This is a genomic window from Catenuloplanes niger, from assembly GCF_031458255.1.
GTDB classification, from domain to species: domain Bacteria; phylum Actinomycetota; class Actinomycetes; order Mycobacteriales; family Micromonosporaceae; genus Catenuloplanes; species Catenuloplanes niger.
In genome coordinates this window covers 3,367,774-3,380,602 of sequence record NZ_JAVDYC010000001.1, presented here as the reverse complement: position 1 = coordinate 3,380,602, position 12,829 = coordinate 3,367,774, and the positions used below count along the sequence as shown (strand labels likewise).

The 12,829-nt window shown below is 72.5% G+C and carries 12 protein-coding genes; 7 read left to right on the top strand and 5 right to left on the bottom strand.

The annotated features are described in order from the left end of the window. Positions 1–50: 50 nt before the first annotated feature. Positions 51–1,028, bottom strand: a complete 978-nt coding sequence (locus J2S44_RS14690; protein WP_310413492.1) for a CHAD domain-containing protein — start codon at positions 1,026–1,028, stop codon at positions 51–53. Positions 1,029–1,474: 446 nt separating this feature from the next. Here J2S44_RS14690 and J2S44_RS14685 point away from each other — a divergent pair, with 446 nt between their 5' ends. Then, positions 1,475–2,407, top strand: a complete 933-nt coding sequence (locus J2S44_RS14685; protein ID WP_310413490.1) for a hypothetical protein — start codon at positions 1,475–1,477, stop codon at positions 2,405–2,407. Positions 2,408–2,481: 74 nt separating this feature from the next. On the opposite strand, the gene msrA is transcribed toward J2S44_RS14685, so the two are convergent. After that, positions 2,482–3,174, bottom strand: a complete 693-nt coding sequence (gene msrA / locus J2S44_RS14680; protein WP_310413487.1) for a peptide-methionine (S)-S-oxide reductase MsrA — start codon at positions 3,172–3,174, stop codon at positions 2,482–2,484. A 70-nt stretch (positions 3,175–3,244) separates the two neighbouring features. Continuing rightward, positions 3,245–3,673 (bottom strand): HIT family protein, encoded by a 429-nt coding sequence (locus tag J2S44_RS14675; RefSeq protein ID WP_310413485.1) that lies wholly within the window; start codon positions 3,671–3,673, stop codon positions 3,245–3,247. 23 nt (positions 3,674–3,696) lie between these two features. On the opposite strand from J2S44_RS14675, the gene J2S44_RS14670 reads away from it, so the two are divergent. Genes J2S44_RS14670 through ilvA form a run of 3 tightly spaced genes read left to right on the top strand, consistent with a single transcriptional unit; the run spans position 3,697 to position 7,550 of the window. After that, positions 3,697–4,836 carry a cystathionine gamma-synthase gene (locus J2S44_RS14670; RefSeq protein WP_310413482.1) on the top strand — a complete coding sequence of 380 codons (1,140 nt, stop codon included), beginning with the start codon at positions 3,697–3,699 and terminating at the stop codon, positions 4,834–4,836. 50 nt (positions 4,837–4,886) lie between these two features. After that, positions 4,887–6,272 carry an amidase gene (locus J2S44_RS14665; RefSeq protein ID WP_310413480.1) on the top strand — a complete coding sequence of 462 codons (1,386 nt, stop codon included), beginning with the start codon at positions 4,887–4,889 and terminating at the stop codon, positions 6,270–6,272. A 51-nt stretch (positions 6,273–6,323) separates the two neighbouring features. Then, positions 6,324–7,550, top strand: coding sequence for a threonine ammonia-lyase (ilvA, locus tag J2S44_RS14660; RefSeq protein ID WP_310413477.1), 1,227 nt, complete (start codon positions 6,324–6,326; stop codon positions 7,548–7,550). Positions 7,551–7,669: 119 nt separating this feature from the next. On the opposite strand, the gene greA is transcribed toward ilvA, so the two are convergent. Beyond that, entirely contained in the window at positions 7,670–8,164 is a 495-nt protein-coding gene (gene greA, locus J2S44_RS14655) for a transcription elongation factor GreA (protein ID WP_374727842.1), read from the bottom strand. 94 nt (positions 8,165–8,258) lie between these two features. Then, the gene (locus J2S44_RS14650; protein WP_310413471.1) at positions 8,259–8,693 is read right to left on the bottom strand and encodes a DUF4307 domain-containing protein; all 435 of its coding nucleotides are present in this window, start codon (positions 8,691–8,693) and stop codon (positions 8,259–8,261) included. A gap of 115 nt (positions 8,694–8,808) precedes the next feature. On the opposite strand from J2S44_RS14650, the gene mca reads away from it, so the two are divergent. From mca to J2S44_RS14635, 3 genes are all read left to right on the top strand, one after another. Then, positions 8,809–9,690 carry a mycothiol conjugate amidase Mca gene (gene mca / locus J2S44_RS14645; protein ID WP_310413469.1) on the top strand — a complete coding sequence of 294 codons (882 nt, stop codon included), beginning with the start codon at positions 8,809–8,811 and terminating at the stop codon, positions 9,688–9,690. A gap of 44 nt (positions 9,691–9,734) precedes the next feature. Then, positions 9,735–10,028, top strand: a complete 294-nt coding sequence (locus J2S44_RS14640) for a hypothetical protein (RefSeq protein WP_310413466.1) — start codon at positions 9,735–9,737, stop codon at positions 10,026–10,028. A 144-nt stretch (positions 10,029–10,172) separates the two neighbouring features. After that, on the top strand, positions 10,173–12,761 hold the full coding sequence (locus J2S44_RS14635) for a putative bifunctional diguanylate cyclase/phosphodiesterase (protein ID WP_374727841.1): 2,589 nt from the start codon (positions 10,173–10,175) through the stop codon (positions 12,759–12,761). Positions 12,762–12,829: the final 68 nt, after the last annotated feature.

Genomic DNA, 12,829 nt, shown 5'->3' with positions numbered 1-12,829 from the left:
CGGCAACGGTTTTCCGGCGACCTGAATCACGCGCTCCGACCAGCGGATACCTACTTCAGCCAGGCACGGGCGGAGGACTTGCCGGCCTTCCGCCGGGCGGCCGGCAGCGCGTGCAGCGCACGCTCCCCGGCGTCGGCCTGGCGCGCGTGCAGCAGCCCGTAGGTGAACGTCTCCTCGCCCCGGGCCGCGGCCGCGTCGGCCGCCTCCAGCAGCACCGAACCGGTGATCACCGAGTCCTGGTGGGTGCCGAGCACGTCCTGCAGCGCGGTGAGCCGCTTGGCCAGCCGGCGGGCCGGGCGGCCGGCGGCGGGGCGGGTGACCTCCACCGCGTACCGTGCGCGCTTGTAGGCCTTCCGGGCGTCGTGCAGGTGCGCGTCCGCCTCGGGGCCGGGCGCGGTCTCCCGGTCGCGGACCGCGTCGGCGAGCATGCGGTCGGCGCGGTGCACGGCCTTGCGGGTGCGCTTGCGCAACCACGCCGAGGAGCCGCCGTCGGTGGTCACGACCAGCGCGTTCAGCCTGCCGAGCAGCACCCGGTAACGCTCGCCGTCGAGCGCGCCGCGCAGTCCGGAGCGACCCTCCGCGATGCGGTCGCCGAGGCCCTCCCGCAGCCGGTCCGCGACCGGGCCGCGGACGAGCCGGTCCGGCTCGGCCTCGACCGCGGCGGCCAGCCGCTCGGACATGACCTGCCCGTCCCGCACCGGGCCGAGCTGGTCGGCCAGCCACTTCAGCTCCGCGCGCAGCCACTCGGAGCGTTCCGCGTCCCACAGGCCGCGGAACGTGCGGAGCGTGCTGCGCAGCCGGCGGATCGCCACCCGCATGTCGTGGACCGCCTCGGCGTCGCCGCGCCGGGCGCCGGCCTCGGTCCATCGGATCGTGTCCCGCTGGGCGCGCAGATACTGCAGGACCAGGTTGGTCGGCATCCGGTCATCCTCGCTCGGGGTGACCGGAGCCGCCGGCAGGGGCGACTCGGCCACGGCCGCGGTGTCGATGACCTCGAACTTACGCCGGAAGCGCGTCGCGGTGACCATCTCTCAGTGCTACCCCCGCATGGCGCCGCCCATGTGAACGGACGGCGAACTTTCACTCTTCTGGTATGCCGCGGTCACTCAGCGGGGCGGGTCGAGTCGCCGATCGTCCGGCCCTCCGTGGTGCTCGCCGTCGACGAGGCCGTCCTCGGACGGTTCGCACCAGACCAGGCCGGACCCCTTGCAGGCCATGCAGGGCAGGCGGTTGCGGGCGCCCGAGCCGTGGCATGACAGGCAGGTGCGCAAGACGGGGGATAAGTCCGACATCGCCACACCGTCCTTGCCGTCACCGAGCTGATCGCGCCTACCGTAGTACACGCCCACCGGCCGCGCTCATGGCCGGTTGCCCGCAAACCAAGATCAATATTCCGGGGTACGACCGTAAGCCGGAACGGGTGGGCCGCGCGCGGGATGCCCGACTGGTGCCCGCCCGCTACCGTGACATGGTCTTGCGTACCGTTTCCGCCCTGGAGGCCGGATTGTCGTCGACCACTCGCAAGTGCTTCGTCGCGATGCCGATCACCACCCCACCGGACCGCGTCGCCGACTACGAGGGTGACGCCGACCACTTCGGGCACGTCCTCGAATATCTGATCTCACCCGCGCTGCGCGAGGTCGGCTACCAGGTGATCCCGCCGGCGGCGAGCGGCTCGACCCTGATCCAGGCCGAGATCGTGAAGAACCTGGTCCAGTCCGACCTGGTGCTCTGCGACGTCTCCACGCTCAACGCGAACGTCATGCTCGAGCTCGGCATCCGGATCGCGCTGAACCGGTCGATCTGCCTGATCCGCGACAACCTGACCACCCGGCTGCCGTTCGACATGTCGATCATCAATACGTACGAGTACTCCAGCAGCCTGAACCCGTGGTCGCTGCGCGGTGAGGTGGAGGCGCTGTCCGCGCACATCCAGGCCACCCGCAACAGCAACCCGGAGAACGTCAACCCGCTCTGGCGCTACTTCGGCCTCACGCTCCGCGCCGAGTCCCCGGTCGAGCAGGTCGACGAGAAGGATCCCTGGCAGGCGAAGTTCGAGCTGCTGGCCAGCCAGGTCGACTCGCTCGTCAAGCAGCAGCACGACGGTCCCACCCCACGCCCGGCCGCGGACCCGGCCGTCGTCGCGGAGCAGGCCGCCCAGGACGAGGCCGCGATCGCCGACGCCCCGCCGCACGTCCGCGACCTCCTCCGCGAGGCCACCCGCATCGCCGGCGAGGTCAACGCGCGCATCGTCCCGTCCGAGATCAAGGACGACGAGGTGGTCCTCGACCTCGGCGTGTACGTCCTCGGTCTCTCCCGCCGCGAGGACATCATCAACCTCGGCCACCGGATGGGCCTCCGCGTCCGGTTCCTCGGCGGTCAGAGCCCTGACTCCCCGGCCGCCTGACCGGCGGCCGCCTGACCGGGTGCGCATGACGACGGCCGCCGCCCGGGTGGGCGACGGCCGTGCGTGCCGGTGGGTCAGCGGGCGCCCGGGGCCTCGATGGAGGTCTGGGCGGGCATGTTGCCGACGCCGATCGGGCAGCTCAGACCGTTCGGCCCGTGGTTGCAGTACCCGTTGGGGTTCTTGGCGTCGGACAGGTACTGCTGGTGGTAGTCCTCGGCGAAGTAGTAGTGCCGGAGCGGCGCGATCTCGGTGGTGATGTCACCGAGGCCGGCCTGGGCGACGACCGGGGCGAAGGCCTCCCGGGAGGCGGCCGCGGTCGCCAGCTGGGCGTCGGTGGTGGTGTAGATCGCGGAGCGGTACTGGGTGCCCACGTCGTTGCCCTGGCGCATGCCCTGGGTCGGGTCGTGGTTCTCCCAGAACGCCTTCAGGATCGTCTCGAAGGAGATCTTCGCCGGGTCGTAGACCACCTGGACGACCTCGGTGTGCCCGGTCAGGCCGGAGCACACCTCCTCGTAGGTGGGGTTCTCGGTGAAGCCTCCGGCGTAGCCGGCGGACGTCGAGATCACGCCGGGGAGCCGCCAGAAGATGCGCTCGGCGCCCCAGAAACAGCCCATGCCGAAGACCGCGACCTCCGCGCCGGACGGCCAGGGGCCGGTCAGCGAGGTGCCCAGGACGGTGTGGCGGTCGGCCACCGGCATCGACACCGAGCGACCGGGGATCGCCTGCTCCTCGGTGACCAGGTCAAGCTTCTTGAACCGCAAGAACACGGTGAGCTCCTCTCATGCTTCCACCAGCATCCAACACCGAAGCCCACCGGATCCTTACCGATCGGGAACATCACTGCGTGGTCGTACCGGTCAGGGCGTGTGTGATCCGGGCGGCGAAGTCCTCGGCCTCGGCCGGCGACGTGTAGCGCGTCCGGGGCCAGAAGAAGCCGCGCAGGCCGTCGCCCCTGGTGCGCGGCACCACGTGCGCGTGCAGGTGCGGCACGGACTGCGAGACCCGGTTGTTCATCGCCACGAACGTGCCGCCCGCGCCCAGCCCCGCCTCGACGGCCACGGACAGCCGCTGCACGAGCGCGAAGAACGGGCCCAGCAGCGACACATCCAGATCGGGCAGCGCCGGTACGTGCGGGCGCGGCACCACCAGCACGTGCCCCTTGAAGACCGGGCGGGTGTCCAGGAACGCCACGCCGTCCGGGGTGTCCGCCACCACGGTTGCGGGCGTGGTGCCCGCCACGATCGCACAGAACACGCACTCCGCCATCCGGGCAGACTAGCGTTAGCGCAATGACGCACGGCTTCGAAACGCTCGCGATCCACGCGGGCCAGGACCCGGAGGCACGCACCGGTGCGGTGGTGCCCCCGATCTTCCAGACCAGCACGTATGCACAGGACGCCGTCGGCTCACCCCGGCTCGGCTATGAATACTCGCGGTCCGGCAACCCGACGCGGGACGCGCTGCAGGAGTGCCTGGCCGCGATCGAGGGCGGGCGCCGGGCATTCGCGTTCGCCAGCGGGCTCGCGGCCGAGGACACGCTGCTCCGCGCCGTGCTCCGGCCGGGCGACCACGTGATCATCCCGGACGACGCGTACGGCGGCACGTTCCGGCTGTTCGCCAAGGTCGCGGAGCGGTGGGGCGTGAGCTGGTCCGCGGTGGACCTGACGGACGTGGACATGGTCCGCACCGCGATGACGCCGCACACCCGGATGATCTGGGTGGAGACGCCGACCAACCCGCTGCTGTCGATCGCGGACATCGCGGTGCTCGCGTCCGTCGCGCACGAGCGGGAGGCGCTGCTGGTGGTGGACAACACGTTCGCCTCGCCGTACCTGCAGCAGCCGCTCGCGCTCGGCGCGGACGTGGTGGTCCACTCGACCACGAAGTACCTCGGCGGGCACTCCGATGTGGTCGGTGGCGCGCTGATCGTCAGCGACGAGGAACTGACCGAGCAGATCGGCTTCCACCAGAACGCGATGGGCGCGATCAACGGCCCGTTCGACGCGTGGCTGACGCTGCGCGGCGTCAAGACGCTCGGCGTCCGGATGGACCGGCACTGCGACAACGCGGAGAAGATCGCCGAGTTCCTCACCCGGCAGTCCGCGGTCTCCCAGGTGATCTACCCCGGCCTGGAGTCGCACCCCGGCCACGACGTGGCCGCGAAGCAGATGCGCCGGTACGGCGGGATGATCTCGTTCCGCGCGGCCGGCGGCCCGGAGGCGGCGGAGCGGATCTGCAACACCACCAAGCTGTTCGTCCTCGCCGAGTCGCTGGGCGGCGTGGAGTCGCTGATCGAGCACCCCGGCCGGATGACCCACGCGAGCACGGCCGGATCACCGCTTGAAGTTCCCGCCGATCTCGTGCGACTGTCGGTCGGCATCGAAACCGTCGACGATCTTCTGGCGGATCTCGAAGCGGCGCTGCGCTGATCGACACCGGGGCCCTGGCACTCAGGGCCCCACACACTCCGGGAGGGGTCATGACGGAGCCGGTGCCCAACTGGGTGGGTGCCACGGCGAAGCAGATCGCCCGCGGCGTCCGCCGCGGGGACACGTCCGCCACCCAGGTCGTCGCCGACCACCTCGAGCACATCGGCAGCCGTGACCCGCTGATCGGCGCGTTCCGCGTCGTGCGCGGCGGCGAGGCCGCGACCGAGGCCGAGAAGGTCGACGAGCAGCACGACCTCACCCGTCTCCCGCTGGCCGGCGTGCCGGTCGCGGTGAAGGAGAACACCGCGATCGCGGGCCTGCCCACCTGGAACGGCTCGGCGGCGGCGCGTGGCCCGATCGCGGAGGAGGACCACGAGGTGGTCCGCCGGCTGCGCGGCGCGGGCGCGGTCGTGGTCGCCACCTCGCGGATGCCGGAGCTGGGCCTCTGGGCGGTCACCGACGACGAGGACGGCCCGACCCGCAACCCGTGGGACCTCACCCGCACGCCGGGCGGCTCGTCCGGCGGCGCCGCGGCCGCGGTGTCGGCCGGCCTGGTGCCGCTGGCGCACGGCAACGACGGGTTCGGCTCGCTGCGGATCCCGGCCGCGTGCTGCGGCCTGGTCGGGCTCAAGCCGGGCCGGGGCGTGGTGCCACCGCCGCCGGAGACCGACGGCTGGTTCGGGATGGCCGAGCACGGCCTGCTGGCCACCACGGTGGCGGACGCGGCGATCGGGTTCGCGGTGCTGGCCGGCCGCGACTCCGCGAAGCTGACCGAGCCGTCCGGGCTGCGCGTCGCCGTCTCCACCCGCTCGCCGGTCGCCGGCATCGCGGCCGACGCGCCGAACCGGGACGCGGTCACCGCCGCCTCCCGGCTGCTGATCGCCGGCGGGCACACCGCGGTCGCCAAGGACCCGGTCTACCCGGTCGCGCTCGGCCTGCGCGGGCTGGCCACCTGGTTCGGCGCGAGCTGGACCGAGGCGAACAACCGCGGGGTCGCGATCGGGTCGCTGCAGCGGCGCAGCCGCCGGCACGTCCGCCTCGGGAAGTTCACCACCCGCCGCGGGTACGTGCGGGAGGCCGACCGCGAGGCCTGGCGCGACCGTTCGATCGCGTTCTTCGCCGACCACGGCGTCGACCTGCTGCTCACCCCGGCGCTGGCCGCCACGCCGCCCGCGGCCGACGGCTGGGCCACCCGGTCCTGGGCGGCGAACATGCGGGCCAGCATGCGGTACGCCCCGTTCGCCGCGCCGTGGAACCTGGCCGCGCTGCCCGCGCTGGTGGTGCCGGTCGGCGTGCGCCCGGACGGGCTGCCGCTCGCGGTGCAACTGGTCGGCCCGCCCGGCTCCGAGATGACGTTGCTGGCGGTCGCCGGGCAGTTCGAGCTGGCCGCACCCTGGCCGCGGCACGCGCCGTCGGTTTTTCCCGCGGTGCGGTAGCCGTCTCGCCCGGTCCGGCATCGAGGGCTCCGCGGGTGGGACGATGCGGAGATGGATGATCTCGTTTCGCTGCCGGACGTCGAGGCGGCCCGAGAGCTGATCAGCGGCGTGGTGCGGACCACGCCGCTGGAGCCGTCCCGGCCGCTCTCCGCGCTGCTCGGCGTGCCGACGTGGCTGAAGTGCGAGAACCTGCAGCGGGCCGGGTCGTACAAGGTGCGCGGCGCGTACGTGCGGATCTCCCGACTGTCCGCGGCCGAGCGCGCCCGGGGCGTGGTCGCGGCCAGCGCCGGCAACCACGCGCAGGGCGTGGCGCTCGCGGCGAACCTGCTCGGCATCTCGGCGACCGTGTTCATGCCGGTCGGCGCGCCGCTGCCGAAGGTCGCGGCGACCCGCAACTACGGCGCGGCCGTCGAGTTCCGCGGCGCGACCGTGGACGAGGCGCTGGTCGCGGCGCGGGAGTTCGCCGAGGAGACCGGCGCGGTCTTCATCCACCCGTTCGACCACCGGCACGTGATCGCCGGGCAGGGCACGGTGGCGCTGGAGATCCTGGAGCAGTGCCCGGATGTCGGCACGATCGTCACCGGCGTGGGCGGCGGCGGCCTGATCTCCGGGCTGGCGGTCGCGGCGAAGGCGCTGCGGCCGGACGTGCGGGTGATCGGCGTGCAGGCGTCCGGTGCCGCCGCGTTCCCGCCGTCCCTGGCCGCGGGCGCACCGGTGCGGCTGCCGCGCGTCGGCACGATCGCGGACGGGATCGCGGTCGGCTGCCCCGGCGACGTGACGTTCCGGCACGTGTCCAAGCTGGTCGACGACGTGGTGACGGTGTCCGACGAGGACATCTCGCGGGCGCTGGTGATGCTGCTGGAGCGCGGCAAGCTGGTGGTGGAGCCGGCCGGTGCGGTCGGCGTGGCCGCGCTGCTGGCCGGCGCGATCGAGGTCGGCGACGGGCCGGTGGTGGCGGTGCTGTCCGGCGGGAACATCGACCCGCTGCTGCTGCTCCGGATGATCGAGCACGGACTGTCCGCGGCCGGGCGTTACCTACGGTTCGCCGTCCGGTGCGGCGACCGGCCCGGCCAGCTGGCCGGGCTGCTGTCCCGGCTGGCCGAGCTGCAGGCGAACATCGTGGACGTCGAGCACCTGCGGCACAGCCCGATGCTGCGGATCGGCGAGGTCGAGGTGGCGCTCTCCGTGGAGACGCGCGGCACCGGCCACAGCAAGCAGGTGCTCGGCGCCCTGCGCGAGGCCGGTTACTCCGTCCGCCTCGCACCGGGAACCGAGTGATTGGCCCTCGGGCGGCTCGGGCGCTCTCGGGCGTCGACCTTCGGCCGATTTTCCACAGGCGAAGAGCGTGCCTGCGGAAAATCGGCCTCAGGTCAACGCCGCGCCCTCACGTGAGGGTGTCAGCCTGCGAAGGGCTCGAACTTGACGACGGTGACCTTTATGTCGGCGCCGCTCGGGGCCGTGTAGGTGCAGGTCTGACCGCCGGACGCGCCGAGGATGGACTTGCCGAGCGCGGACTCCGGACTGTAGACGGTGTAGTCCGTCGTCGCGGAGATCTCCCGGGACCCGAGCAGGAACGTCTCGGTGTCGTCCTTGTCGTCGTCGAAGTAGATGGTGACGACCATGCCGGGCGAGACCTTGTCGGCGGAGGGGGCCTCGCCCACCTGCGCGTCGCGGAGCAGCTCCTTGAGGTACGAGATGCGGTGCTCCTGCTTGGCCTGCTCCTCGCGGGCGGCGTGGTAACCGCCGTTCTCCCGCAGGTCACCTTCCTCGCGCCGCTCGTTGATCTCCGCTGCGATGACGGGGCGCGCCGCGATCAGCTCGTCGAGCTCGGCCTGCAGCCGGTCGTACGCGTCCTGGGAAAGCCAGGTCGTGGACACAGACGATCTCCTCATATGGCTTGCGGCGAACAGGGTCGAACTACCAACTTACCAGTGGGAGACAACCCATTTCACTACCGAGTTTCACCGCCAGTGATCGCGAAACCGCTTACGAGTTAGCGCGGCAGCGGAGGACCTCGCCGATGAACGGCCGTTCGGTCGTGGTCAGCCGGTGATCGACGGTGACCGGTTCGCCACCCCGTGCGCCGTTCACCCGGACCTCCTCGGACCCCACCGTGGCGCCGGCGCGGTTGCGCGCGCGGACGCCACAGGTCGCGGAGCCGTCCGCCGGCACGTTCACCCGGAAGTGCACGACGATGCCGGTGTCCGTGACGTCCGTATAACTGATCACCTCGGCGTCGTAGGCCGGGTCACCGTACTTCTGGTACTCGCTGTACGCGATCATGACGCCGATCACCAGCACCACCGCGAGCGCGGCCACGACCAGCCAGGGGCGGCGTCGGCGCTGCTCACGCCGCCGGCCGTAGCGGCCCGCGGGGAACACCGGGGCCGCCGCAGGCGTTGTCGCGGGGGTCTCGGTCACCGGTGCCACACTCCTGCGGTTGGGTACGTCGGGGCCGGTCGGCCAGAATGTGTCCGGTCCATTCTCGCAGCATGCGGGGATGCGCGTACCGGCAGGTCACGAGGGAGAGTCAGCGTTGGCTGAGCAGTTGCGTCTGATGGCGGTGCACGCCCACCCGGACGACGAGTCGAGCAAGGGCGCCGCGTCGAGTGCGAAGTACGTCGCGGAAGGCGTCTCCGTGCTGGTGGTCACCTGTACCGGCGGGGAGCGCGGCAGCGTGCTGAACCCCAAGCTGGACCGGCCGGAGGTGTGGGCGGACATCGCCAACATCCGGCGCCGGGAGATGGACGCGGCGCGCGAGATCCTCGGCGTGCAGCAGGCCTGGCTGGGCTACGTCGACTCCGGTCTGCCGGAGGGTGACCCGCTGCCGCCGCTGCCGGAGGGCTGCTTCGGCCTGATGGACCCGGAGGTGGCCGCGGAGCCGCTGGTCAAGCTGATCCGCGAGTTCCGCCCGCACGTGATCACCACGTACGACGAGAACGGCGGCTACCCGCACCCGGACCACATCATGACCCACAAGGTGTCGGTGGCCGCGTTCGAGGCGGCCGGTGACCCGGACCGGTTCCCGACCGCCGGCGAGCCGTGGCAGCCGCTGAAGCTCTACTACAACTCCGGTTTCTCCAAGGACCGCGTGCTCGCGCTGCACGAGGCGATGCTGGCCGCGGGCCGCACCTCGCCGTACGCCGAGTGGATCGAGAAGTGGGACGAGAGCCGCGACCGCGGCGACAAGATCACCACGAAGGTGCCGTGCGGGGACTACTTCCACGTCCGGGACGACGCGCTGCGGGCGCACGCCACCCAGGTCGACCCGGACGGCTTCTGGTTCCAGGTGCCGCGGGAGATCCAGCTCGAGGTGTGGCCGACCGAGGACTTCGAACTGGCCCGGTCGCTGGTCGACAGCACGCTGCCGGAGACGGACCTGTTCGCCGGGATCCGAGACTCGGTGACGGTGCGCTGAACCGACCGGCGTACCGTGGGCGGTGAGAACGAGGAGGTGGCGGGATGGTGACCCCGACTGGTCTGGACCTGCTCGCGCAGAACAACTTCGGTGACACGCGCACGGGTGGCCTGACCGGGCCGCTGGGCCTGCTCATCATCGTGCTGCTGGCGATCGCGACCGTGTTCCTGATCCGGAGCATGAACAAGCGGCTGCGCCGGCTGCCCGACTCGTTCCCACCGCCCACGGCCGGTCCGGCGCCGACGAAGAAGGACGGCGAGGAGAAAGTCCTCGATCCGACAGACCCGGCGACCGAGACCGAGGCGCGCGAGGAGAGCGGGAGCGCTCCCCAGAAATGAGCGCGCGACGCTGACCAGCCTCTGTGGTCGGATCCGCACTGTGGCCGGGGCGTCAACCCCTGTTGCGCGCTCCGCGATTGGCTTAGCCTTCCGCCGGGGGGTGTAATTATCCCCAGACCCTGCGCGGAAAGGGGGCGGTCGCCGATGTCTACGACTAGTGATCGCCGAAGCACCGCCGGTCACTCCACAGTGGGCGGTGCGGTCCGCACGCTGCACGCCTCCGTTCTCGCGGTCGGGCTCGCGGCGGCACTGCTCGGCCTGCTGCTCCCGGCCGCCGGCACGCTCACCGGCGGGCTGCCCACGCCGATCCGCTGGGCCGTCGTCGCCGGTCTCGTCGCGTGCGGCCAACTCGCCCGCGTCCGGGTCCAGGTCGCCACCGGCTCGGTCAGCCTCACCTGGGGCGAGGCCGCGCTCATCGTCGGCCTGCACCTGCTGCCCGCGCAGTGGCTGCCCGCGGCCACCGCCGCCGGTGCCGTGCTCGCCTGGACCGTGCTCTCCGCCGGCCGCCCGCACCGTGCCACCGCCGACACCGTGCACGCCGGAGCGTCCCTGGTGGCCGGCACGGCCGCGGCCGCCGCGCTGGCGCTCGCGATCGGCCCGGCACCCGGCGCCGCGCTCACGTTCGCCGGTGCGCTCCAGCTCACCGCGGCCGCGTCGGTGTACCTGGCGGTCTCCGTGGGCCTGGCCGTGCTCACGCTCACGGTCCGGCACGGCCTGCCGGTTCCGGTGCTGGCCTGGCCCGCGCTCCGCGCCAAGCTGCCGCTCTTCGCCGGCAACGTGCTGGTCGGCATCGCGTCCGTCGCGGTGATCGGGGTCGACCCGCGCTGGCTGTTCTTCCTGCTGCCCGCGCTGTGGTTCATCCACCGGGCGTACGGGCAGCGGCTGCGCCACGAGGAGGACCGGCGCACCTGGATCGCATTCGCCGCGGCCACCGGCACGCTCGCCGGCCCGGACCAGCGCGCGGTGGCGACCGCGGGCGCGGAGGGCGCGCTGGACCTGTTCGGCGCGGAGCGGGTCGAGGTGGACGTGGTCACGCCGACCGGCGTGAACCGGTACACCGCCGACCACGACGGCCTGGTGGTCGCCGCTCCTCCGGCCAACGAACCCTCCGATCCCGACACGCTCGTCGCCCGCTCGCTCGTCGCCGCCGAGCGCCTGCTCGGCGAGATCCGCGTCCACTTCTCGGCGCCGACCGGTGCGGCGTCCACGAACGAGGCGGTTCTCTCCGCGTACGGTGACGCACTCGCTCTCGCCCTGGGAAACGCGGCGATCAGCGCTCAGGTTCACGAACTCACCGAACAGGCGGTCTACCAGGCCGCGCACGATCCGCTGACCGAGCTGACCAACCGGGTCGCGCTGCTCGCCGAGGGCGACGCGGCACTCGGCGAACTGGACCGGGACGCGCCCGCCGCGCTGCTGCTGTTCGACGTGGACCGGCTCAAGCGCGTCAACGAGGCGATGGGCCACGCGGCCGGCGACGCGCTGCTCCGCACGCTGTCCGACCGGCTGCTCTCGCTGGCCCGGCCCGGCGAGCTGCTGGCCCGGCTGGACGGCGACGAGTTCGCGCTGCTGCTCACCGCGGCGGACGGGCCCCGGGCGTACCGTGCGGTCCCGCCGCCCCGGCCGATGATCGCGGTCGCGCCGGAGACGCCGCACGAGGCGCCGCCGCCCCCGGCCGAGCCGCCGCTGCTGCGCCGCGCCCGGCAGATCGCGGAACGGCTGTCCGAGCCGGTCGAGGTCTGCGACGTGCTGATGTCCGTCGAGGTCACGGTCGGCGTCGCGGTGAGCCCGGCCGGGGTGGCCGACATGGCCGAGCGGGTCCGGCAGGCCGAACACGCCATGTACCGGGCCAAGGCCGCGAACGCGCGGATCGCGGCCTACGACAGCGCCGCCGACGCCGCCACCGTCGACCACCTGTCACTGCTGGCCGAGATGCGGGCCGCGCTCGCCGCCGACGACCAGCTCGTCCTCGACATGCAGCCCGCGGTCGACCTGGCGACCGGCGCGCCCACCGGCGTCGAGGCGCTGATCCGCTGGGAGCACCCGCGCCGTGGCCTGCTCACGCCGGCCGACTTCGTCCGCGCGGTGGAGGAGAGCGAACTGCTGGCCCGCTTCACCGGGTACGTGCTGGACCAGGCGCTCGCCACCGCGGGCGAGTGGCGGGCACAGGGCCTGGACGTGCCGATCTCGGTGAACCTGTCCGCCCGCAACCTGCTCGACCCGCGGCTGCCCGGTGAGGTCGGCGCGCTGCTGCGCCGCCACCACGTACCGCCGCACCTGCTGGTCCTGGAGATCACCGAGACCGTGGCGATGAGCCGCACCGGCGCGGTCGACGACGTCATCGACGGCCTGCGCGAGCTGGGCGTCCAACTCTCGCTGGACGACTTCGGCACCGGTTTCTCGTCGCTCAGCTTCATCACCCGCATCCCGGTCGACGAGCTGAAGGTGGACCGTTCCTTCGTCCGCGACATGGCCGGCTCCACCCGCGCCACCGCCGTCATCCGCGCCACCGTCGAACTCGGCCGCCGGATCAACGCGCGCGTCGTCGCCGAGGGAGTCGAGACCGCGGACCAGCGCGCCGCCCTGGTCAGCCTCGGCTGCGACTCCGGCCAGGGCTACCACTTCTGCCGCCCGGTCCGCCGCGACAAGATCGTCTCCCTGCTCCGCAGCCTGCACGACTCGGCCACCCGCGCCACCGTGGTCCCGCTCCGCGCCGCCGACGACGCCTCCTGACCCGGCCGATCCGCCAGGCAGGAAGACCGAAGGCGATTTTCCCGCTTCCGGCGTGGGCACGCCGGGCG